We start from the raw sequence: 22,837 nt of genomic DNA, 5'->3' as shown, positions 1-22,837 counted from the left end.
GGGGGACTAGAGCAGGCCGAGCTGCTGCAGGTTGGTGATGTACTTGACGATCACCGCCGGGCTGACGTGAGGGATGTCCTTGTCCGGCCCGATCTTGGCGTCCTGCACGGCGGCCCGGAAGTGGTCCGTCGGGGCCAGGGCGCCCAACATCGGCCGCTCGGGCTTCTGGTAGTTGTGTAGCAGCGGCAGCAGGGAGGCCTGACGCTGCTTGTCCGGCAGGGCGCGCAGGGTGCTCTCGAAGCGCTGGATCCACTGCCCGTAGTCAGCGATCCGCTCGATCGCGTAGCCCGCCTCGATCAGCCAGTCGGTGAACTCGTCCATGCCGAGGCCGTCGTCGTAGGGGTTCATCACGTGGTAGGTCTCGAAGCTCTCCACGGACTGCCCGCCCAGGGTTGAGATCGACTCGGCGATGAACTCCACCGGCAGACCGTCGTAGTGCGAGCGCTGGCGGTTGCCGTCGGTGTCCAGTTCGTAAAAAGACTTCGGTGCGATACCGCTGGCGACGAGGCTGAACATCATCCGGGTGAACATGTCCGGCAGGTTCAGCTGACCCGAGTACGTCGTATCGGCCAGGATCATGTCGCAACGGAACACCGCCACCGGCAGCCCGCAGAGATCGTTGGCCTCGCGCAACAGGACCTCGCCGGCCCACTTGCTGTTGCCGTACCCGTTGGCGTAGCCGTCGTTGATCGCGCGGACCGCGCTCATCTGGCGGACATCGACGTTCTCGACGAACTTCCCGGGCTCGATCTGATCGCCCACGCCGATGGTCGACACGTACGTGTACGGCTTGATCTTCGTGGTGAGCGCGATCTTGATCAGCTCGGCAGTCCCCAGCGCATTGGGTCCGAACAGCTCGCTGTAGGGCAGCACGTGGTTGACCAGTGCAGCTGGATCGACGATCAGGTCGACGTCGTCGGCGAGTCGCTGCCAGGTCTGCTGGTCAAGGCCGAGGTTCTCCTCGCCCTTGTCACCGGCGATCACCTCGAGGTGGTCGGCGGCCAATTCCTGGTAGTGCGCAAGGAGTTTCGCGTCGCCGCTATCGAAGGTGGCGTCGAGCCGGGCCCAGGCCTCCTCGTCGGACTTGGCTCGCACCAGCGCGATGACCTTGCCGTCGACCAGGTCCATGCGCTCCAGCCACTCCAGGGCCAGGTAGCGCCCGAGGAAGCCGGTGGCGCCGGTCAGCAGCACGGTGCGGACCTCGGCCGGAGCCTTGGGCAGACCCGGGGCGGCGGCCAGGGTTGCGGCGTCGAGGAACTTGTCCAGCGTGAGATCGGAGGCACTCACTTCGGCGGCGTGCCTGCCGTGCACCGACGCATAGGTCGGGCGCTGGGACCCGTTGCGCTGCGTTTCGATGTAGGCGGCGATCCCGGTCAGATCGGTGGCCGGGCTGACGATCACGCCGACCGGCACGTCCACATCGAAGATCTCCCGCAGCAGATTGCCGAAGGTCAACGCGGACAACGAGTCTCCGCCCAGATCGGTGAAGTGGGCGTCCGGCGCCAGGTCTGACGCCGAAGCGCCGAGCAGGGCGCCTGCGGCCCGGCTCACGGTCTCCAGCACGGGGGCGTCGGCACTCAAGGAGCGCAGTGCCCGAAGTTCACCGGCCTGCGTCTCGGCAAGTTCGGTGTAGAGCTGCTCGAGGCGCTCGCCGTAGTGTGCCTTCAACTTCGGCCAGGCCAGCTTGCGGATGCCGGTCAGCAGACCGTTCTCCAGGCTGAAAGGCGTTGTCTCGAGGATGAAGTCGCGCGGAACCTCGTAACTCTGCAGATCGGCTTCGCGGGCAACCTCTTGCAGGGATTCGCTGATTGCTTCCTTGGACACGCTTGCGTCGGTGGGCACCACCACGGCCAGCAGGTAGGGCTGCGCGCTGTTGCCGTAGACGTAGATCTGTTGCACCAGTGGGCTGTTGCCGAACACCGCCTCCAGCTTGGCGAGTGTGACGAACTCACCCTGGGCGAGCTTGAGCACGTTATTGCGGCGGTCGACGTAGCGCAGCTGGTCCGGACCGATCTCGGCGACCACGTCGCCGGTCCGGTAGAAACCGTCCTCGTCGAACACGGACGCGGTGACCTCGGGGCGCTTGTAGTAGCCGGGGAACAGGTTCTCGGTCTTGAGCAGCAACTCGCCGCGGGGGTACGGCTGATCGGTGCCGAAGTAGCCCAGATCGGGGACGTCGACGAGCTTGTAGTCGATCACCGGCGGGCGCTGGGCGACCCCGTCGAACAGCGCCATGCCGGCCTCGGTCGAGCCGTAACCCTCGAGCAGGTGGATGCCGAGCATGTCCTCGGTCCAGGTCTTGAGCTCGGCGGAGATGGGTGCCGAGCCGGTCATGGCGGCGACGAAGCGTCCGCCGAGGACGTTGTCCCGCACCTCGGCCAGCACCTCGGCCTCGACGGCCTCACGGTCCGCGCCACCCTCGGCCAGACGGTGGTCCACCCGACTCTGGAACTCGCTGTGGATCATCTCCCACACGCGCGGAACGAAATTCAGTTCGGTGGGCCGCACCAGGGCGAGGTCCTCCAGAAGCGTCGACAGGTCGCTGCGGGCCGCGAAGTAGCAGGTGCCGCCGGCGGCGAGCGAGGCGTACAGGATGCCGCGGCCCATCACATGGCTCATCGGCATGAAGCTGAGGTTGATCGCCGAGCTGACCGGTCCGAGCCACGCCTTGCTGTTGCGCCGCCAGAATTTGCCGACCGAGCTCTGCAGGTACATCGCGCCCTTGGGGGCGCCGGTGCTGCCCGAGGTGTAGATCAGCAGCGCGAGCGGGTCGGTGCCGTCAGCCTTGGGCGTCTCGGGAGAGGGAAGGTCGGCGCCGCGGGCCAGCAGGTCGGCCAGGGTCTCGACGGCGACGCCGGCGCCGGCCAGCCGCTCGGCGGCCGATGTCACGGCGTCGCGGTGGTCGTCGATCTCGGCGTGGTGGTCGAAGACGACCACCCGAGCCGGAGCGTGGGCGGTGAGCGCCAGTTCGACGGCATCGGCGACGTGGTCGACACTCGCGGCGATCACAGTCGGTTCGGTCTCGGTCACGATGGGCGCCAGCGACTCGGGTGAGGAGCTGGTCTGCAGGGGCACCGACACCGCGCCGATCTGGCCGAGAGCCGTGTCGATCACGGTGTAGTCAGCGCTGGTGAAACCCAGGACGGCGACCCGGTCGCCCGCCTTGACGCCGGAATCGTGCAAGGCCGCACCGAAGGCGCGCACCCGGTCCCACAGTTGTCCGTAGGTGATGGTGTCGAACCGGGGGAGCAGGCGGGCGGTGGTCCGACCGGTGGCCGGGTCGGCGACGAATTCCTGCGCGCGTTCCCCGAGCGCGGGCCGATCGGCGTAACCCTGCAGGAGGGTCTGGACGATCTCGGGCAGAAGGAGGCCGGGGACGTCTACGGCGGCGGTGACGGTGTCGCTCGGTATCGCGGCGGCGAACTGTGGATCGGTAGCGGTCAGATCGGCGATGCGGATCGCCAGTTGCTCCTCGCGAGTATCAAACGACATCAAAAACCCTCTTTACAGATAGCGGAAATAGTCACCGGCGCGACGTTGCACCACCCGACTACTACGTTAGTGAAGCTAAACTTATTTCCGGAAAACCAGCTTCTCAGCTGTCAATGTGCTGTGAGTCTGGTCGTTCCTGCGAATATCCCGGGGGCGGGCTGCTAACCGAATCAGCGGATTACCGGAACCGCGGTCTGGGGAGGCGTCCGGCCGGCGAGCGCCTCCACCGCCGTTGCGGGATCCGGGACCGCGATCAGCAGGTCGCGGGTCGCAGCCAGGGCCGCCGCCGATGGCGCCACTCCGCCGACAGCGTCGGCCAGGTCGAGTAGATGCACGGTGGCTTCCAACAGTGCGACCTCGGCAACCACCCCGAGTGTGGTGCTGCCGACAACCGGATAGCGGATCACCGTCTCGCCTGCCCGGGTCATTTCGGGCATCCGGCGCAGCCGGTCCGCGGCGTCGAGGAATCGTGCCGATGCTGCCGCAGGACGCACTGTCGAGGCCTCATGCACGGCCTGTGCGGCGATGCGGTCGGCCGTGGTGTTGGCGACGCCGTCGGGCTGGTTGAAGATGCGCAGCAACTCGGCAGCGTCGGTCACTGCGGGCGGGCCGTCCGCCCGCGCCCCGGCGAGTGCGCTGAACGTCGATGCCTCCGGGCAGACATGGGCAACCAGCGACTGCACATCCCAGGCCTCACACCGGGTGGTGGTTCGCCACTGTGTCGCGGTGAGCTCGGCACACCGCTGGCCCCAACGTTCCCAGGCGTCGGCCAACGTGTCGCGCAATAACCTTCCGACGAGACGCATGCCTTCACCCTAGGAGCGTTATTCCCGCTTGAGTTCGGGGTACCCACCCGGGTGTCAAAGGAGGCATCATGACCGAATTCGATACCCGCGGTGGTCGGCTACGCATGCGGCGCAGCCGCGGTGCCGCCAGCGGACTTCTGCTGGTTCTACTGGGAATCTGGGGTGCTCTGATCCCGTTCGTCGGACCGTACTTCGACTTTGCCTACACCCCGGATCAAGCCTGGGTGTGGACGTCGGCGCGCGGCTGGTTGGAGGTGCTTCCGGGTGCTGTCACAGCGCTGGGCGGTCTGCTCCTTCTGGTTTCGGGTAACCGGGCCACGGCTCATTTCGGCGGATGGCTGGCCGTACTAAGTGGAGCGTGGTTCGTGATCGGCCGGGCGCTCGCCGGGCCGCTGGGTATCGGCGACGCCGGGATGCCGATTGCGGTGACCGACGCCAAGCGGGTGTCGCTGGAGTTGGCCTACTTCTCCGGGCTGGGCGCACTGATCGTGTTGCTGGGGGCCATGGCGGTCGGCCGATTGTCGGTCCGCAGCGTGCGCGATGTCGAATATGCCCAACGCCCTGTCGCCACGGCGGCGTCGGCCGAACCCGTCGCAGTCGCAGACGCGTCGCCGACCGAAGCCCCCGCGCCCAGACATCGGACCTGGGGTGGATTCTTCGGTGGACGTCACACCCACGCGCACTAGTGCGTCAGAGGTCCCGCAGGATCAGCTCGAGCACGTCGAGTCCCTCGACGAGCAGTTCGTCGCTGATCGTCAGCGGCGGCAGGAAGCGCAACACGTTGCCGTAGGTACCGCAGGACAGCACGATCACCCCGGCCGCATGGGCACCGGCGCACAGCGCCTTGGTGAGATCCGGGTCGGGTGTGGTCGTGCCTGCCTTGACCAGTTCGACGGCGATCATCGCGCCACGGCCGCGCACGTCGCCGATCCGGTCGTCCTCGGCCTGCAACCGGCCCAGCCGGTTCTTCATCAGCAGTTCGATGTGCTGGGCGCGGGCCACCAGACCGTCGGCCTCGATGGTCTCGATGGTGGCCAGCGCCGCCGCACACGCGATCGGATTACCGCCGTAGGTGCCACCCAGTCCGGACACGTGCGGCGCGTCCATGATCTCGGCGCGGCCGGTCACTCCGGAAAGGGGCAGACCGTCGGCGATGCCCTTGGCGGTGCAGATGAGATCGGGATCGATGCCCTCGTGCTCGCACGCGAACATCGCGCCGGTCCGGGCGAACCCGGTCTGCACCTCGTCGGCGATGAACACCACGTTGTTGTCGCGGCACCACCCCAGCAGCGCTGGGAGGAACCCGTCGGCCGGGACGATGAACCCGCCCTCGCCCTGGATGGGTTCGATGATGACCGCGGCCAGGTTGTCCGCCCCGATCTGCTTCTCCATCACGTCGATGGCCCGCTTCGCCGCGAGTGCGCCGTCGGTGGCCAGCTCCTTGCCGAACTCGGCGTCGCGGTACGGGTAGGACAACGGAGCCCGGTAGATCTCGGGGGCGAACGGGCCGAAGCCGTGCTTGTAGGGCATGGACTTGGCGGTCAGCGCCATCGTGAGGTTGGTGCGCCCGTGATAGGCGTGATCGAACGCGACGACGGCAGACTTGTGGGTGTAGGACCGGGCGATCTTGACCGCGTTCTCCACGGCCTCCGAACCCGAGTTGAACAAGGCCGAACGCTTCTCGCCGCGGACCGGCGCCAGCCGGTTGAGGTGCTCGCAGACCGCGACGTATTGCTCATACGGCGTCACCATGAAGCACGTGTGGGTGAACTCGGCGGCCTGTGCGGCCACCGCCTCGACCACGCGCGGCGACGAGTTGCCGATGGTGGTGACAGCAATGCCCGAGCCCAGATCGATGAGCCGGTTGCCGTCGACGTCCTCGACGATGCCGCCCCCGGCTCGGGCCGCATAGACGGGCATGGTGTTGCCCACGCCGCGCGCCACCGCCGCCGTTTTTCGGCCGATCAACGCCTCAGATTTGGGTCCGGGAATGGTGGTGGCCAGATGGCGACTCTGCTCGGGATGACTCAACACTGCCTCCTGAAAACGGAACGGCGGCGAAGGAAAGAACGCGTATCGAGCCTAGTCGTCTGGGCCGTCAGTCGGCGGCGAATGGGGTGGCCCGGGTCGGCGGCGGTATCGTGGCCTCGGTCGCCCTGACATCTGACCCGACACGAAAGACATAGTTGACATGGATCTCGTCATTTTCCTGCCCCTGCTGATCGTCATGGGCGCGTTTATGTTCTTCGCGTCGCGTCGTCAGCGCAAGGCCATGCAGGCGACCATCGACCTGCACAACTCGCTGCAGATCGGCGATCGCGTGCACACCACCTCGGGCCTGCAGGCCACGATCACCGGCATCACCGATGACAATGTCGACCTGGAGATCGCCCCCGGCGTCGTCACCACCTGGATGAAGCTCGCCGTGCGCGACCGCATCGAGGAGGACACCGACGACGAGGCCGGCACCGACGTCCCGGCGGCGGCGACCGAACTGACCGAGAGCACCGGTGTCACCGACACCGACGGCCTCAAGAAAGACTGACCGCAGAGCACCCAGGACAAGCACGTACCCTTTGCGGTGCTGACGAACTGATCTCGAGGAGACCCTAGAAACGTGGCATCGTCTTCGGCGCCGGTGCATCCTGCGCGCTACCTGACACTTTTCCTGGTCCTTCTGATCGGCGTATATCTGCTGGTGTTCCTCACCGGCGACAAGCAGGCCAAGCCGAAACTCGGCATTGACCTGCAGGGCGGTACCCGGGTGACGCTGACAGCGCGCACCCCGGACGGCTCGACGCCGACCAGAGAGGCACTCAACCAGGCCCAACAAATCATCAGTGCCCGCGTCGACGGTCTCGGCGTCTCGGGCTCAGAGGTCGTCATCGACGGCGACAACCTGGTGATCACCGTTCCCGGCAACGACGGCACCGAGGCCCGCAACCTGGGTCAGACCGCCCGGCTGTACATCCGGCCCGTCGCTCGCGCCATACCGGTGCAGCAGATCAAGCAACTCGCGCAGGGTGGGGCACCGGGTGCTCCGGGTGCCCCCGCAGCGCCGGGCGCTCCCGCGGCTCCGGGTGCTCCCGCTGCCCCGGGTGCCGTGCCCGGCCTTCCTGGTGCGATCCCCGGGCAGATCCCGGGGGCACCGGCCGAGCAGCCCGCGGCGCCGCCCGTGAGTGAGCCCGAGCCGGCCCCGCAACCGCGCCCGTACCCGTTGGACCCGGCGCCGGAGCCCACTCCGGCACCGGCTCCGGAACCCGCCCCGGCTCCGGCTCCCGGAGTGCCGCCGGTGCCGCCGGCGCCGCAACCCGCGCCGCCAGGCGCTCCGGCGAAAGCCGACGAGGCACAGACTCGGGCCGCGTTGATCACGCTTGCGAAGACGATCCGTCAGAGCACCAACCCGATGATGCAGATCCAGGCGATCATGGAACGCGCCCAGAACTGCGACAAGGACGACATTCTGGCCGGCAACGACGATCCCAAGTTGCCGCTCGTGACGTGCTCCACCGACGGCCAGACCGTCTACCTGCTGAGTCCCTCGATCATGAGTGGTGAAGAGATCGCGGACGCCACCTCAGGTCTGAACCAGCAGCAGGCCCAGTACGTCGTCGACGTGACCTTCAAGAGCGGCGGAGCCAAGACCTGGGCCGACTTCACCGCGGCGAACGTGGGTACGCAGACGGCGTTCACCCTCGACTCGCAGGTGGTCAGCGCACCCGAGATCCGGGAAGCCATCCCCGGCGGCAACACGCAGATCACCGGTCAGTTCAACGCGGACACGGCGAAGGAACTCGCCAACGTGCTGAAGTACGGGTCGCTGCCGCTGTCGTTCGAGTCGTCGGAAGCGGAGACCGTTTCGGCAACCTTGGGCCTGTCCTCGATGCGGGCCGGTCTGATCGCGGGCGCGGTCGGTCTGGCGGCGGTGCTGCTGTACTCGCTGCTGTACTACCGGGTGCTCGGCCTGTTGGTGGCTCTGTCGCTGGTCGCTGCCGGCGCAATGGTTTTCGCCATCCTCGTGCTGCTCGGCAGATACATCGGTTACACGCTCGACCTGGCCGGTATCGCCGGTCTGATCATCGGTATAGGCACCACCGCGGACTCCTTCGTGGTGTTCTTCGAACGAATAAAGGACGAGATCCGCGAGGGCCGGTCGTTCCGGTCGGCGGTGCCCCGAGGCTGGGCGCGTGCCCGCAAGACGATCGTGTCCGGCAACGCCGTGACCTTCCTGGCCGCCGCGGTGCTGTACTTCCTGGCGATCGGACAGGTCAAGGGCTTCGCATTCACACTGGGATTGACCACGATCCTGGACATCGTGGTGGTGTTCCTGGTGACCTGGCCGCTGGTGTACCTGGCGTCCAAGTCCCCGACGATGGCAAAACCTGCCCTCAACGGTCTCGGCGCGGTGCAGCAGATCGCGCGGGAACGCCGGGAGGCTTCGCATGCGACCGCGGGACGGGGATAGGCACATGGCAGCAAAGAACGACACCACCGCTGAGGACGTGAAGGACACCTCGGTGGAGACGCCGAGCATCGAGGCCACGTCTGCGGCCCTGCCCAAGCACAGCTTTTTCGTCCGGCTCTACACCGGCACCGGTGCCTTCGAGGTCATCGGCCGCCGCAGGCTCTGGTACGCGGTTTCCGGCGTCATCGTCGCGATCTGTATCGCCAGCATGGTGCTGCGTGGGTTCACGTTCGGCATCGACTTCGAGGGCGGCACCAAGGTGTCGATGCCCTCGGCCGGTTCCGAAGGCATCGTGACGGTGCAACAGGTCGAGGATGTCTTCAACAAGACCCTGAACCGGACTCCGGAGTCGGTCGTGCTGGTCGGTAGCGGAGCTTCGGCGACGGTCCAGATCCGTTCGGAGACCCTGTCCAACGACGAGACCGAAAAGCTGCGCAACGCGCTGTTCGACGCGTTCCACCCGAAGGGCACCGACGGCCAGCCCAGCAAGCAGGTGATCAGCGACTCGGCGGTGTCCGAGACCTGGGGCGGCCAGATCACCCAGAAGGCACTGATCGCGCTCGTGGTGTTCATCGTGCTGGCCTCGATCTACATCGCCTGGCGCTATGAGCGCTATATGGCGATGGCCGCGATGGCCACCCTGGTGTTCGACCTGGTCGTGACGGCCGGCGTCTATTCGCTGGTCGGCTTCGAGGTCACCCCGGCCACGGTGATCGGTCTGCTCACGATTCTGGGCTTCTCGCTGTACGACACGGTGATCGTGTTCGACAAGGTGGAGGAGAACACCCACGGCTTCGAACACACCACTCGCCGGACCTTCGCCGAGCAGGCCAACCTGGCGGTCAACCAGACCTTCATGCGTTCGATCAACACCAGCTTGATCTCGGTGTTGCCGATCGTGGCGCTGATGGTGGTCGCGGTGTGGCTCCTGGGCGTCGGAACCCTGATGGACCTGGCACTGGTCCAGCTGGTCGGTGTCATCGTCGGTACCTACTCGTCGATCTACTTCGCCACGCCGCTGCTGGTGTCGTTGCGCGAACGCACCGAACTGGTGCGTAAGCACACCAAGCGGGTGCTCAACCGCCGGGAGAAGGGCAACAAGGCGGCGACGGCTACCAATGACACCGCCGCGGCCTCCGACGCCACCGAGGCCGACGACACCGGTGCTGGGACGGTGTCGGCGTCGATCGTCAGCGAGCCCGCACCGGCCAAGCCGGCGCCGGGCGCGCGTCCGGGCACCCGGACCGGACGTCCGTCGGGCAAGCGGAACACCCGGCGGTAACGCCAGATGGTTCAGTGGCGGGCCGTGGCCCGAACACGGACAGTAGCGACAGTGGCCACGCTGTCCGTGGTCGCCGGGATGGGCCTGGCGGCATGTTCGGGCAGTTCGGCCGACGAGATCGACTACGCCGTCGACGGAACACTGACCACCTACAACACCAACACGGTGGCCGGTGCCGCGTCCGCCGGACCGCAGGCATTCGCCCGGGCACTGACCGGGTTCGCCTATCACGGTCCGGAAGGACAGGTGGTCGCCGACAACGACTTCGGCTCGGTGTCGGTGGTGGGTCGCGCCCCGTTGGTGCTCGACTACGTGATCAGCGACAAGGCGGTCTACTCCGACGGCAAGCCGATCACCTGTGACGACCTGGTGTTGACCTGGGGTGCGCAGTCCGGCCGGTTCCCGGTGTTCGACGCCGCCAGCCAGGCGGGTTACCGCGACATCTCCTCGGTGGACTGCGCGCCCGGCCAGAAGCGGGCCCGGGTGTCCTTCGCCCAGGACCGCGGATTCCTCGACTACGGCCAACTGTTTGCGGCCACCTCGCTGATGCCCGCACACGTCCTCGCCGACGAACTCGACCTGGGCGACGGCGGCGTGGCCACCGCGCTGCAGAACGGTGACCAGCCGGTCATCGACCGGATCGCCAAGGCGTGGAACACCAGCTGGGATCTCAAGCCGGATCTCGACCTCAAACGGTTCCCCTCGTCGGGTCCCTACCGGATCGACTCGGTGTCCAAGGACGGCGTGGTGGTCCTGGTCGCCAACGACAAGTGGTGGGGCACTCCGCCCGTCACCAACCGGATCGCGGTATGGCCGCGCGGGGCCGACATCCAGGAGCGGGTCAACCAGGGATCCTTCGACGTCGTCGACATCGAGTCCGGATCCTCGGGCCTGCTCAACCTTCCCGACGACTACGTCAGCACCGAAAGCCCGTCGGCCGGTATCGAGCAGCTGATCTTCGCGCCGGGTGGTCCGCTGGCCGGCCCGCCGGCGCGCCGGGCCGTCGCGCTGTGCACCCCGCGTGACGTGATCGCCCGCAACGCCGCGACGCCGATCATCAACTCGCGACTCAGCCCGGTCAGCGACGATGCGTTCAGTGCGGCCGAGAATGTCGGCGAGGCTGCGCAATTCGCCGTAGCCAACCCGGGTGCGGCTCGCGCGGCACTGAACAACAAGCCGCTGACCATTCGCATCGGGTATCAGACGCCCAACGCCAGACTGGCCGCGACCGTCGGCGCGATCGCGAAATCGTGCGCCGCGGCGGGCATCACCGTGCAGGACGCCGGATCGGCGACAGCGGGGCCGGTGGCGTTGCGCAACAACGAGATCGACGGTCTGCTGGCCAGCACGGGCGGTGCCGCGGGCAGCGGTTCCTCGGGCTCTTCGGCGATCGACGCCTACGCATTCCACTCCGGCAACGGCAACAACCTGCCGGCCTATTTCAACGAGCGGATCGACGGCATCATCGATGCGCAGGCCGTCACGAGCGATCCGAAGGAACTGGCCCGGCTGGCGGGGGAGGGCGCGCCGATCCTGTGGAACGACATGCCGACCCTGCCGCTGTACCGCCAGCAGCGCACGGTGCTGACATCGAACAAGATGTATGCCGTGAGCAGCAATCCGACGCGGTGGGGAGCGGGTTGGAACATGGACCGCTGGAAGTTGTCCACGTGAGCACGGATGTTTCCGGGCTGGTCAGGAAGCTGATCCGGGAGGTTCCCGACTTTCCCGAGCCCGGCGTGCAGTTCAAGGACCTGACCCCGTTGCTGGCTGACGCCGAGGGCCTTGGCGCGGTGACCGACGCCCTGGCCGCCACCGCGGCCGACGCCGATCTGGTCGCAGGCCTGGACGCGCGCGGTTTCCTGCTGGGCGCCGCGGTGGCGACCCGGCTCGGTACCGGTGTCCTGGCGGTACGCAAGGGCGGGAAACTGCCGCCTCCGGTGCACAGCGTGACGTATCAGCTGGAGTACGGCAGTGCGACGCTGGAGATCCCGGCCGACGGGATTGATATCGCCGGGCGCAACGTTGTGATCATCGACGATGTCCTGGCCACCGGCGGGACGCTGGCCGCGGCGATGCGACTGCTCGAGGCCGGCGGTGCGAACGTCCTGAGCGCCGCTGTGGTGCTGGAATTGGCGGCCCTGGGCGGCCGGGACGTGGTGGCACCGCTACGGGTCACCAGCCTGCACACGGTGTGAGGGATATCCTCGGATTCTGGGCGAAGATCGGGAGGTGACGATGGCCGGCGATACGGGTACGGACGCGACGGTGGGCCAGGCGGTGCAGTCGCCCCCGGCGTTGCCGGGCGCCACGGGACCCGACGCCACGAAGACCAGCGCCTCACGGCGGGTGCGCGCGCGGTTGGCCCGCCGGATGACGGCGCAGCGCAGCGCGGTCAACCCGGTTCTGGAGCCCCTCGTCGCGGTGCACCGCGAGATCTACCCCAAGGCCGATCTGCAGTTGCTGCAGCGGGCCTACGACGTGGCCGATCAGCGCCACGCCGACCAGCTGCGCAAGTCGGGTGACCCCTACATCACCCATCCGCTGGCGGTGGCCAACATCCTGGCCGAGCTCGGTATGGACACCACCACGCTGGTGGCCGCCCTGTTGCACGACACGGTGGAGGACACCGGCTACACCCTGGAGGCCCTGACCGCCGAGTTCGGGGCCGAGGTGGGGCACCTGGTCGACGGCGTCACCAAGCTGGACAAGGTGGTGCTGGGCTCGGCCGCCGAGGGCGAGACGATCCGCAAGATGATCATCGCGATGGCCCGCGATCCGCGGGTGCTGGTGATCAAGGTGGCCGACCGGCTGCACAACATGCGCACCATGCGGTTCCTGCCGCCGGAGAAGCAGGCCCGCAAGGCCCGCGAGACGCTGGAAGTGATTGCGCCGCTGGCACATCGGCTCGGCATGGCGACGGTCAAGTGGGAGCTTGAGGATCTGTCCTTCGCCATCCTGCACCCGAAGAAGTACGAGGAGATCGTGCGGCTGGTCGCCGATCGGGCGCCGTCACGCGACACCTACCTGGCCAAGGTGCGCGCCGAGATCGGCGTGGCACTGAGCGCGATGAAGATCAACGCTGTCGTCGAGGGCAGGCCCAAGCACTACTGGTCGATCTACCAGAAGATGATCGTCAAGGGCCGCGACTTCGACGACATCCACGACCTGGTCGGCGTACGGATCCTGTGCGACGAGATCCGGGACTGCTACGCGGCCGTCGGCGTCGTGCACTCGCTGTGGCAGCCGATGGCGGGCCGGTTCAAGGACTACATCGCCCAGCCTCGCTACGGCGTCTACCAGTCCCTGCACACCACGGTCGTGGGGCCCGAGGGCAAGCCGCTGGAGGTGCAGATCCGCACCCGTGACATGCACCGCACCGCCGAGTACGGCATCGCGGCGCACTGGCGCTACAAAGAGGCCAAGGGCCGCAACGGTGTTCCGCACAGCCATGCAGCCACCGAGATCGACGACATGGCCTGGATGCGCCAGCTGCTCGACTGGCAGCGGGAGGCGGCCGATCCCGGCGAGTTCCTCGAGTCGTTGCGTTACGACCTTGCGGTCAAAGAGATCTTCGTCTTCACCCCCAAGGGTGACGTGATCAACCTGCCCACCGGATCGACCCCGGTCGACTTCGCCTACGCGGTGCACACCGAGGTGGGGCACCGCTGTATCGGGGCCCGGGTCAACGGCCGGCTGGTCGCGCTGGAACGCAAGCTGGAGAACGGCGAGGTCGTCGAGGTGTTCACCTCGAAGGCACCCAACGCCGGGCCGTCACGCGACTGGCAGACCTTCGTGGTGTCGCCACGGGCCAAGGCCAAGATCCGCCAGTGGTTCGCCAAGGAACGCCGCGAAGAAGCCTTGGAGTCCGGCAAGGACGCCATCGCGCGGGAGGTCCGCCGGGGCGGACTTCCGTTGCAGCGCTTGATCAATGCCGACTCCATGGGTGCACTGGCCCGGGAGCTGCGGTACACGGACGTGTCCGCGCTCTACACCGCGGTCGGTGAGGGCCACGTCTCGGCGCGCCACGTCGTGCAGCGTCTGCTCGCCCAGTTCGGCGGCGACGACGCGGCCGAGGACGAACTCGCCGAGCGGTCCACCCCGTTGACCATGCCGGTGCGCCAGCGCAGCACCGACGACACCGGTGTCGCGGTGCCGGGAGCGCCGGGAACCCTGACCAAGCTCGCCAAGTGCTGTACCCCGGTCCCCGGCGACACCATCATGGGCTTCGTGACCCGCGGTGGCGGCGTCAGCGTGCACCGCACCGATTGCACGAATGCGGCGTCCCTGCAACAACAGTCGGAACGCATCATCGAGGTGAACTGGGCGCCGTCCCCGTCGTCGGTGTTCCTGGTGGCGATCCAGGTCGAGGCGCTCGACCGGCACCGCCTGCTGTCCGACGTGACGCGGGTGCTGGCCGACGAGAAGGTCAACATCCTCTCGGCGTCGGTGACCACGTCCAACGACCGGGTGGCGATCAGCCGATTCACCTTCGAGATGGGCGATCCCAAGCACCTCGGCCACCTGCTGAGCGTGGTGCGCAACGTGGAAGGCGTGTACGACGTCTACCGCGTCACCAGTGCGGCCTAGCGCCGCCTGGTCAGTCCATACTCGCCGATTTGATCGTCACCGGGGTGGCGGGCCGGCCGTCGTGGCTGCCGTCGGCAACCCCGTCCGCGGCGATCGCGTCGAGCGTGGCCAGTCCGGTCTTGTCGACGGTGCCGAACACCGTGTACGTCGGTGGCAGCAGAGAATCCTCGTAGACGAGGAAGAACTGGCTGCCGTTGGTGCCGGGTCCGGAGTTGGCCATGGCGACGGTGCCGCGCGGGTAGACGACGGGTCGCTGCACGGCAGGGTCGGAGAGCCGGTACTGGTTGGTCGGGTACTCATTGGGGAACCGGTACCCGGGCCCACCGGTGCCGGCGGCGGACGGGTCGCCGCACTGCAGTGTCGCGAGGTCGCCGGTGGTCAGCCGGTGGCACTGGGTGCCGTCGAAGAATCCCTGCCCGGCCAGGCTGGCGAAGTTGTTCACCGTGCACGGTGCCCGGTCGTTGGCCAGCTTGAGCCCGATGCTGCCGCGGTCGGTGACGATGCCTGCGGGCACCGTGGCGGGTTGGGTCGGCACAGCGCCGGTGCGTGGCGGAGTGGCCCGCTTGGCGGCGGGTTCGGTGGTGGCCGGGTACTGGCAGTTGGCACCGAGATTCTGCGACGGCGTGAAGGCAGGCAGCTCCTGGCCGGCACCCGGGGAGGCCGTGTAGCGGTCCTGGCGTGGCATGTTCTCTGCTGCCTTGACGACGATGACGGCGAACACCACCGTCAACACCACGGCCACGAGGGCCAGCGCCGTCATCACGTACCCGATGACCAGGCCGGTGATCGCGATACCGCGACCGTGCTCGCCGCTGCGTTTGAGCTGCGACAGTGAGATGTGCCCGAAGATGATGCCCAGCGGTGCGAAGAGCACCGAGGACACCAGTGCGGCGACCGCCATCCCGTTGGTGCGGGCAGGCGGGGGATAGCCGGGCTGGTAACCGCCGTAAGGGGGCGGAGCGGTCAACGGGTACCTAGTCCAGAGCCACGGACTTCAGCTGGACATCGAGTGCCGGCTTTCCGTCCGGTCCGCCCCCCGCGACGCCGGCTGCGGCGATCTTGTCGAGGGTGGCCAGGCCGGTGTCATCGATCTTGCCGAAGACCGTGTAGTTCGGGGGCAGCTGCGAGTCCTGGTAGACCAGGAAGAACTGGCTGCCATTGGTGTTCGGACCGGCGTTGGCCATGGCCAAGGTGCCGCGGGGGTACACCACCGGCTGCTGCAGCGCCGGGTTGTCCGGCTGGTACTGGTTGGTCGGGTACTCGTCGGCGAACTTGTAGCCGGGGCCGCCGGTGCCCTGGCCGGTCGGATCACCGCACTGCAGCACCGAAAGGCCGCCCGAGGTCAGCCGGTGGCAGGGGGTGTCGTTGAAGTAGTTCTGCCCGGCCAGGCTCGCGAAGCTGTTGACCGTGCAGGGTGCCTTGCCGTTGTCGAGCTGCAGCCCGATGTTGCCCTGGGTGGTGACCATGCTGACGCTGACCGTGGCCGGGTCGGTGGGAACCTTGCCGGTGTGCGGCGGGGTGGCCGGCTTGCTGGCCGCAGCTGCGGCCGGGTACTGGCAGTTGGCGCCGAGGTCGGCGGGGGCGGCGAAGGCAGGTAGCTGGCCGTTGGCGGCGGGTTGGGCCGGTGCGCCCGACGTCGCGGTGGTGGTATCCGCCGAGGCGGTGGTACTGCCCGAGTCCTTGCTGGTGAAGACGAAGGTGGCCACGACCGCGCCGATGATCACGAGGGCCGCGACCGCGCTTCCTGAGATGGCCAGGATGCGTCGTTTGCGTTCCTGGGCGGCCCGACGCTCCAGCTGGCGCTCCAGCTTGCGCTTGGCCGTCGCACGCCGTTGTTCGTTGGTCGGCACCGCGGCAGTCCTCCTTGTAGGCGGTTGAGGTTGGCACCGAGTGTGCCAGGCGAACCTGCATACCGGTTCTGCGACCCGCGGGGACCGCAGGTCGCGGCACATCGGGCAAGTGGTCGCGTGGGAAACTGGGGCCGTGTTCATTACCGGATTTCCGGCCGGGATGCTGGCATGCAACTGCTACGTCCTGGCCGAGCGGCCAGGGTCCGACGCGATCGTCGTCGACCCGGGTCAGCGGGCGATGGACCGGCTGCGCCGGATTCTCGACGACAACCGCCTGACTCCGGCGGCGGTCCTGCTGACCCACGGTCACATCGATCACATCTGGTCGGCTCAGAAGGTCGCCGATACCTATGGCTGTCCCGCCTACATCCACCCCGAAGACCGCTTCATGCTGACCGATCCGATCAAGGGTTTCGGCCCGGCGATGTTGGGAGGGCTGGCCCGGCTCGCGTTCGGGGTGCTGTTGTCCGAGCCCAAACAGCTCGTCGAGCTGGACCGCGACGGCGAGACGCTCGATTTCGGCGGTGTCTCCGTGACGGTGGATCACACCCCGGGCCACACCAGGGGATCGGTGGCGTTCCGGGTGGACGGAACCGTCTTCACGGGGGATACGCTGTTCCGGTCCTCGGTGGGCCGTACCGACCTGCCCGGCGGCAGCGGACGTGACCTGCTCGACTCGATCGTGACAAAGCTGTTGGCACTCGACGACGACACCGTGGTATTACCAGGGCACGGCCCGCGCACAACCATTGGGCATGAACGCCGTACCAACCCGTTTCTCGAAGGTTTGACTCTGTGACTTCTGCATTCCAGGCGCCCAAGGGCGTGCCCGACTACCTACCGCCCGAGTCGGCACAGTTCGTGGCGGTCCGGGACGGTCTGCTGGCTTCGGCACGCCGGGCCGGCTACGGCGACATCGAGCTGCCGATCTTCGAGGACACCGCGCTGTTCGCCCGTGGGGTCGGTGAGTCCACCGATGTGGTGTCCAAGGAGATGTACACGTTCGCCGACCGCGGCGACCGCTCGGTGACCCTGCGCCCCGAGGGCACCGCCGGGGTGATCCGCGCCGTGATCCAGCACCGCCTGGACCGGGGCGCCCTGCCGGTCAAGCTCTGCTACGCGGGTCCGTTCTTCCGCTACGAACGTCCGCAGGCCGGCCGCTACCGGCAGCTGCAGCAGGTCGGCGTGGAGGCCATCGGGGTGGACGACCCGGCACTGGACGCCGAGGTGATCGCGATCGCCGACGCCGGGTTCCGGTCGCTGGGTCTGGACGGTTTCCGTCTTGAGCTCACCTCGCTGGGCGATGACACCTGCCGGCCCGCGTACCGGGAACTGCTGCAGGAGTTCCTGTTCAAGCTCGACCTCGACGAGGAGACCCGGCGGCGCGCGGAGATCAACCCACTGCGCGTGCTCGACGACAAGCGGCCCCAGGTGCGGGAGATGACCGCGGACGCGCCGCTGATGCTCGACCACCTCTCCGACAGCGCCAAGGCCCACTTCGAGGTGGTGCAGGCGCACCTCGACGCGCTCGGCGTGCCGTACGTGATCAACCCGCGGATGGTGCGCGGGCTGGACTACTACACCAAGACCACCTTCGAGTTCGTGCACGACGGTCTCGGCGCACAGTCCGGCATCGGTGGCGGTGGCCGCTATGACGGGCTGATGAGTCAGCTCGGCGGTCAGGACGTCTCGGGGATCGGCTTCGGCCTCGGCGTCGACCGCACCCTGCTCGCCCTGCAGGCCGAGGGCAAGACGGTGGCCGGCGTCGGTGGCGTCGAGGTGTTCGGTGTGCCGCTGGGCGATGCCGCCAAGCTCGAGCTGGCCAAGCTCGCCGCGCGGCTGCGTGCCGACGGGGTGCGCGTCGACCTGGCTTACGGAGACCGCGGGCTCAAGGGCGCGATGAAGGCGGCCGACCGCTCCGGTGCGAAGTACGCGTTGGTGGCCGGCGACCGCGACATCGAGGCCGGCACCGTCGGTCTCAAGGACCTCTCGACCGGCGAGCAGGTCGATGTACCCGCCGATTCCGTTGTCGCCGAGGTTCTTTCCCGCCTCGCCGGCTAGTCTTGCGAGCCCGACGGCCCGCTATCCGATCGATAGCGGGCCGCCGGGACGTGAACGTACGTGGGTCGAGCCTTACCGTGCGGCCGGCAGCACGTGGTCGGCGACCTTGTCGGTGCTCACGCAGAGCGAGCACACGTAGGCATCGTGTGTCTCACACTTGAGCATGTCCGGACGCTCGTAATCGTGATGGCAGACATGGCATTTGAGGTGCGCACCGGAGGGGTTGCCGAACTCGTCGAACATCGGCAGGTCGATGCCGTCGTCGGTGCGGCGCAGGTAGTACTTCCCCTTCGTGGCGACGGCGATGATCGGCGGCAGCACCAGCGCGAGGCCGATGGCGACCAATGGCGAGTAGGGCCGGATGGCCTCGCCGAGTCCGCCGAAGAACGCGATCACCGACAGCCCGGCAGCGATCAGCATCGAGCCGAAACCGACGGGGTTGAACGCATACAGCATCCCGCGCCGGAACTCGGGTTCTTTCGGGGACAGTTTGAGCAGGTACTTGTTGAACACGATGTCGCTGGCGACCACGACCACCCACGCCATGCCGCAGTTGGCATAGAAGCCCAGGATCGTGTTGAGGAAGTCGAACATGTTGGCTTCCATCAGGATCAGTGCGATCAACAGGTTCAGCCCGAGGAACACGAGCCGCCCAGGGTAGTGCTTGGTGACGCGGGTGAAGGCGTTCGTCCACGCCAGCGAACCGGAGTACGCATTGGTGACGTTGATCTTGACCTGACTGATCACCACGAGCACCACGGCCAGAGTCATCGCAAGCCAACCGGGCAGGAAGTTCTCGTAGATCTCCAGGAACTGGTGCACTGGCTGGTTGGCGATTCCGGCACTGTCGGCGACGTTGGCGATCAGATAGACCGCGAGGAAGAGCCCGACGACCTGCTTGACGGCGCCGAAGAACACCCAACCCGGCCCGGCCAGGATCATCCAGGTCCACCAGCTGCGCTTGTTCTCCGGAGTCAGCGGCGGCATGAACCGCAGATAGTCGTTCTGTTCGGCGATCTGGGCGATGAGTGACAAGCACACGCCGGCGGCCAACAGCGTCGAGCCGAGATCGAAGCCCTTGACGCCGTTCTCGCCCTGATAGGCGAAGAACTGACCGACCGACTCCGGGTGGCTCACCACGAGATAGACGAACGGTGCCACCATCAGGACCAGCCACAGCGGAGTCGTCCAGACCTGGAGTGTGGAAAGCGCTTTCATGCCGTAGATGACCAGCGGGAAGATAACCAGTGTGGACACCGCATAGCCCAGCGACAGCGGGATGTGAAGGCCCAGCTTGAGGCCCTGCGCCATGATCGAACCTTCGAGTGCGAAGAAGATGAAGGTGAACGTCGCGAAGATGACATTGGTGACGACGGAGCCGTAGTAGCCGAATCCGCTACCGCGCGTGACGAGGTCGAGGTCGATGTTGTAGCGCGCGGAATAGTAGGCGACCGGGAATCCGGTGAGGACGACGACGACCGCGAAGATCAGGATGCCCCACAGCGCGTTGGTGGTGCCGTACGAGATGCCGATGTTGGCGCCGATCGCGAAGTCGGCCAGGTAGGCGATGCCGCCGAGTGCGGAGATCCCCACCACCCGCGTCGACCATTTCCGGTAGCTGCGCGGCGCGAACCGCAGCGTGTAGTCCTCCAGGGTTTCCCTGGTGGCATTCATGGTGTCGAGGCCGGGCTCGACAGTTTCGTCCGCCGGCTTACTGCCGAGGTCTTGTGTCATGCGGGAAAAATTAAGAGCGGCTTGTTACCTCCCGATGACAGCCATGTTCCCAGCGTGAACAGATTTCGGACGTTGTCGGCGCAATGATGATGCACCACCGGTCCTGTCACAGGTGTAACAAGGCGGTACCGTGCTCGGATATGACGTATGTGACGAATATGCGAAAAGCGACAACCACGGTCGGTGCGGCGCTCGTACTGGCGGCTGCGGGTATGGCGGTCTCCAACGCAACGTCGTATGCGGACCCGTCCGGCCAGGGCCATCAGGTGAAGTACACGCTCACCTCCGGCGCGCCGTACGAATTCGACCTCTACTACCTGACGACGCAGCCTGCGAGCAAAGACGCCTACAACGCCGATGCGTACAAGTACCTGCAGAAGGCGACGGTGAACGTCGGTCCCGACACGCCCTGGGTGTTCGAGACCACGCTCGCCGATCCGCAGTGGGCTGTCTTCACGGTCGCGAGCACGACGCACGGGGGCCAGGCTCAGCCCAACGCGCACTGCGAGATCTCCGTCGACGGCCAGATCGCCGTCCAGAACGATCATCCGTACAGCCCGCGCTGCCAGCTCGGTCAGTGGTAATTTGACCCGCTCGCGGGTGTGGTAATTTGACCCGCTCGCGGGTGTGGTGATCTGACCCGCCCCATCCGATTCAGCCGGCGACGCGGTACCGGCTGGAGATCGCGATGCGGTTGAAGGCATTCATCACGGTGGCCAGCCAGATGACCGCCGAGATCTGGTCAGCGGTGAGTGCGGAGGCAGCGGTGGCGTATTGCTCATCGCTGACGTGCGTACCCGATATCCGGGTGACCGCTTCGGCCAGAGCGAGAGCGGCGCGGTCGGTCTCGGAGAAGTAGCCGGTTTCTTCCCATGCGGGTAGCACGGCGATCCGATCCGGGCTCTCGCCCTTGGCGAGGGCGTCTCGGGTGTGCATACGCAGACAGAACGCGCACCCGTTGATCTGGGATGTGCGGATCTTGACCAGCTCGATGAGGAGCGGGTCGAGGCCGGCGTCTGCCGCGCATTTCTCCACCTCTCCCGACAGAGCGAACATCGCCTTGTAGGCGGCCGGATGCTGGGTGCCGACGTTGACGCGCGGTGAGCTCACCATTGATTCCTTCGATTCGTCGGTGCGGGACTGCTACTGGTGGTCATCGACCTTGAGGCGGTCTCCGGTGTTGGAGACGAAGACAACCAGTAGTTTGGCCGGATCCGTGTCGCTGGCGTTCTCGGTGACGGGGTGGTGGGCACCCGGTTGCTCGACCCAGTTCTCGCCGGCGCGGTAGGTGGTCACCGGGTTGTCGTCGACCGCACTGCGCACGGATCCCTCGAGGACGTAGGCGTACACGAAGGCCTCGCCGTGGCGGTGTGGCACGGCGCGGGCCCCGGGCGGGAAGCTGACGACCGTCGAGGTGAACGTCTTTCCCGGCACGTTCGGAAGGGCCTGCTCGATCAACGGGGTCAGGGTCTCCGAAGAGGCTTCCGATGTGGCAGCAGGCGCCGGTGTCGTGGTGGGGGCCGCCTGGCTCGCAGACGTGCACGCCGTGGCGCCGGTCAGGGCGGCGACGGCCAGAATCCCTCCCGCGATACGCATTCCCGTCATGTTCTGCTCCTGTCAGTCTTCGGTCACCTGGATGATCGTCTTGCCGGGGATGCGCTTGCCCGGCGCGAACGCGCCCGCTGCCTCGGCCAACGGCCGCACGGCGCCGACGACCGGGGTGAGTCGTCCGTCCCGCACTCGCGCGATGAGGTCGGCCAACCGGACCCGATCGGGTTCGACGACGAAGAAGACCGCCCGTCCGTCCTCGGGGCGGACTTCTGGTGGTTCGGCGATGGTGACGAGGGTGCCTCCGGCCCGCACCAGAGCGGCTGAGCGGGCGAGAATGTCTCCGCCGATCACATCGAACACCACATCGACTTCGCCTGCCTCCTCCAGCTTTTCAGCGGCAAGGTCGACGAAGGTGTGGGCACCGAGCGCCAGCGCCCGGTCCCGGTCCGCCGCGCGGCCGGTACCGATGACGTGTGCGCCTACCTCACGAGCGAGCTGCACCGCGATGGACCCGACTCCACCCGCGGCGCCGTGGATCAGCACCGTCTGCCCGGTGGCGAGCCGGCCGTGGTCGAACAGGCCCTGCCACGCGGTCAATCCGGATATCGGCAGTGCGGCAGCCACCACGTGGTCGACATCTGCCGGCAGCGGCGCCAGGTTACGGGCTTCTACCGCAACGTATTCCGCGAGCGTGCCGTTGCGGGTCCAGTCGGCGAGCCCGAACACCCGCTGACCGACGGTCAAACCCGTTGTACCGAACCCCAACTCGGCCACGACACCCGAAAGCTCGTGTCCGGGCACGCTGGGGGTTCGGTCGCGGCCGGCCCGATCGGTCCAGGTGGCCGGCCAGTCGAGCTCTCCAGGTGTGAAGCCCGCGGCGTGCACCCGCACGATGACGTCGTTCTCGGCCGTGTGCGGGTGCGGTATGTCCGCCAGGGTCATTCCGGCGATACCGCCGTCACGGTCGGAAACGGTGATGGCTTGCATCACGAGTCCTTTCGGATCG

19 protein-coding genes are annotated in these 22,837 nt (G+C 67.1%); 10 read left to right on the top strand and 9 right to left on the bottom strand.

Annotated features, from left to right (window positions below):
* Positions 1-6: 6 nt before the first annotated feature.
* Together car and AB0876_RS12970 are read right to left on the bottom strand one after the other, a co-directional pair.
* Positions 7-3,492: a carboxylic acid reductase gene (car, locus tag AB0876_RS12975; protein ID WP_491838944.1), complete on the bottom strand. Its 3,486-nt coding sequence runs from the start codon at positions 3,490-3,492 to the stop codon at positions 7-9.
* Positions 3,493-3,662: 170 nt separating this feature from the next.
* Positions 3,663-4,298, bottom strand: coding sequence for a maleylpyruvate isomerase N-terminal domain-containing protein (locus tag AB0876_RS12970; protein WP_491838945.1), 636 nt, complete (start codon positions 4,296-4,298; stop codon positions 3,663-3,665).
* A 68-nt stretch (positions 4,299-4,366) separates the two neighbouring features.
* Here AB0876_RS12970 and AB0876_RS12965 point away from each other — a divergent pair, with 68 nt between their 5' ends.
* Entirely contained in the window at positions 4,367-4,984 is a 618-nt protein-coding gene (locus AB0876_RS12965) for a hypothetical protein (RefSeq protein ID WP_526042152.1), read from the top strand.
* A gap of 4 nt (positions 4,985-4,988) precedes the next feature.
* On the opposite strand, the gene gabT is transcribed toward AB0876_RS12965, so the two are convergent.
* Positions 4,989-6,329, bottom strand: a complete 1,341-nt coding sequence (gabT, locus tag AB0876_RS12960) for a 4-aminobutyrate--2-oxoglutarate transaminase (protein ID WP_526042151.1) — start codon at positions 6,327-6,329, stop codon at positions 4,989-4,991.
* Positions 6,330-6,489: 160 nt separating this feature from the next.
* Here gabT and yajC point away from each other — a divergent pair, with 160 nt between their 5' ends.
* The 6 genes from yajC (at position 6,490) to AB0876_RS12930 (ending at position 14,635) form a co-directional block, all read left to right on the top strand.
* Positions 6,490-6,843 (top strand): preprotein translocase subunit YajC, encoded by a 354-nt coding sequence (gene yajC, locus AB0876_RS12955; RefSeq protein ID WP_409552074.1) that lies wholly within the window; start codon positions 6,490-6,492, stop codon positions 6,841-6,843.
* A gap of 72 nt (positions 6,844-6,915) precedes the next feature.
* Positions 6,916-8,763, top strand: coding sequence for a protein translocase subunit SecD (gene secD / locus AB0876_RS12950; RefSeq protein ID WP_491838948.1), 1,848 nt, complete (start codon positions 6,916-6,918; stop codon positions 8,761-8,763).
* Positions 8,764-8,767: 4 nt separating this feature from the next.
* Positions 8,768-10,045 carry a protein translocase subunit SecF gene (gene secF / locus AB0876_RS12945; RefSeq protein WP_491838949.1) on the top strand — a complete coding sequence of 426 codons (1,278 nt, stop codon included), beginning with the start codon at positions 8,768-8,770 and terminating at the stop codon, positions 10,043-10,045.
* Between the two features lie 6 nt (positions 10,046-10,051).
* Positions 10,052-11,719, top strand: coding sequence for an ABC transporter substrate-binding protein (locus AB0876_RS12940; RefSeq protein ID WP_491838950.1), 1,668 nt, complete (start codon positions 10,052-10,054; stop codon positions 11,717-11,719).
* Positions 11,716-12,243 (top strand): adenine phosphoribosyltransferase, encoded by a 528-nt coding sequence (locus tag AB0876_RS12935; RefSeq protein ID WP_491838951.1) that lies wholly within the window; start codon positions 11,716-11,718, stop codon positions 12,241-12,243. The genes AB0876_RS12940 and AB0876_RS12935 overlap by 4 nt, the downstream gene beginning before the upstream one ends.
* A gap of 40 nt (positions 12,244-12,283) precedes the next feature.
* On the top strand, positions 12,284-14,635 hold the full coding sequence (locus AB0876_RS12930; protein WP_491838952.1) for a RelA/SpoT family protein: 2,352 nt from the start codon (positions 12,284-12,286) through the stop codon (positions 14,633-14,635).
* Between the two features lie 10 nt (positions 14,636-14,645).
* Here the strand turns inward: AB0876_RS12930 and AB0876_RS12925 are convergent, their stop codons facing one another.
* Positions 14,646-15,602 (bottom strand): peptidylprolyl isomerase, encoded by a 957-nt coding sequence (locus tag AB0876_RS12925; RefSeq protein WP_526042150.1) that lies wholly within the window; start codon positions 15,600-15,602, stop codon positions 14,646-14,648.
* A 7-nt stretch (positions 15,603-15,609) separates the two neighbouring features.
* Positions 15,610-16,485 carry a peptidylprolyl isomerase gene (locus AB0876_RS12920; protein WP_491838954.1) on the bottom strand — a complete coding sequence of 292 codons (876 nt, stop codon included), beginning with the start codon at positions 16,483-16,485 and terminating at the stop codon, positions 15,610-15,612.
* Positions 16,486-16,618: 133 nt separating this feature from the next.
* On the opposite strand from AB0876_RS12920, the gene AB0876_RS12915 reads away from it, so the two are divergent.
* Both AB0876_RS12915 and hisS read left to right on the top strand, forming a co-directional pair.
* Positions 16,619-17,284, top strand: a complete 666-nt coding sequence (locus AB0876_RS12915) for an MBL fold metallo-hydrolase (protein WP_491838955.1) — start codon at positions 16,619-16,621, stop codon at positions 17,282-17,284.
* On the top strand, positions 17,281-18,546 hold the full coding sequence (gene hisS / locus AB0876_RS12910; RefSeq protein ID WP_491838956.1) for a histidine--tRNA ligase: 1,266 nt from the start codon (positions 17,281-17,283) through the stop codon (positions 18,544-18,546). Before AB0876_RS12915 ends, hisS begins: the two co-directional genes overlap by 4 nt.
* Before the next feature lie 72 nt (positions 18,547-18,618).
* Here the strand turns inward: hisS and AB0876_RS12905 are convergent, their stop codons facing one another.
* Positions 18,619-20,280, bottom strand: a complete 1,662-nt coding sequence (locus AB0876_RS12905; protein WP_491838957.1) for a purine-cytosine permease family protein — start codon at positions 20,278-20,280, stop codon at positions 18,619-18,621.
* 158 nt (positions 20,281-20,438) lie between these two features.
* On the opposite strand from AB0876_RS12905, the gene AB0876_RS12900 reads away from it, so the two are divergent.
* Positions 20,439-20,864 (top strand): Rv2576c family protein, encoded by a 426-nt coding sequence (locus tag AB0876_RS12900; RefSeq protein WP_174554256.1) that lies wholly within the window; start codon positions 20,439-20,441, stop codon positions 20,862-20,864.
* A 70-nt stretch (positions 20,865-20,934) separates the two neighbouring features.
* Here the strand turns inward: AB0876_RS12900 and AB0876_RS12895 are convergent, their stop codons facing one another.
* The 3 genes from AB0876_RS12895 to AB0876_RS12885 form a co-directional block, all read right to left on the bottom strand.
* On the bottom strand, positions 20,935-21,336 hold the full coding sequence (locus AB0876_RS12895) for a carboxymuconolactone decarboxylase family protein (protein WP_526042344.1): 402 nt from the start codon (positions 21,334-21,336) through the stop codon (positions 20,935-20,937).
* Positions 21,337-21,423: 87 nt separating this feature from the next.
* Positions 21,424-21,885: a cupin domain-containing protein gene (locus tag AB0876_RS12890; protein ID WP_526042149.1), complete on the bottom strand. Its 462-nt coding sequence runs from the start codon at positions 21,883-21,885 to the stop codon at positions 21,424-21,426.
* 12 nt (positions 21,886-21,897) lie between these two features.
* Positions 21,898-22,818 carry an NADP-dependent oxidoreductase gene (locus AB0876_RS12885; RefSeq protein ID WP_526042148.1) on the bottom strand — a complete coding sequence of 307 codons (921 nt, stop codon included), beginning with the start codon at positions 22,816-22,818 and terminating at the stop codon, positions 21,898-21,900.
* Positions 22,819-22,837 lie beyond the last annotated feature (19 nt).

This window comes from Mycobacterium sp. NPDC049093, assembly GCF_040704635.1.
In the GTDB taxonomy this organism is placed as follows: domain Bacteria; phylum Actinomycetota; class Actinomycetes; order Mycobacteriales; family Mycobacteriaceae; genus Mycobacterium.
The sequence above is the reverse complement of the archived record's forward strand: the minus strand, read 5'-3'. Positions and strand labels throughout refer to the sequence as shown.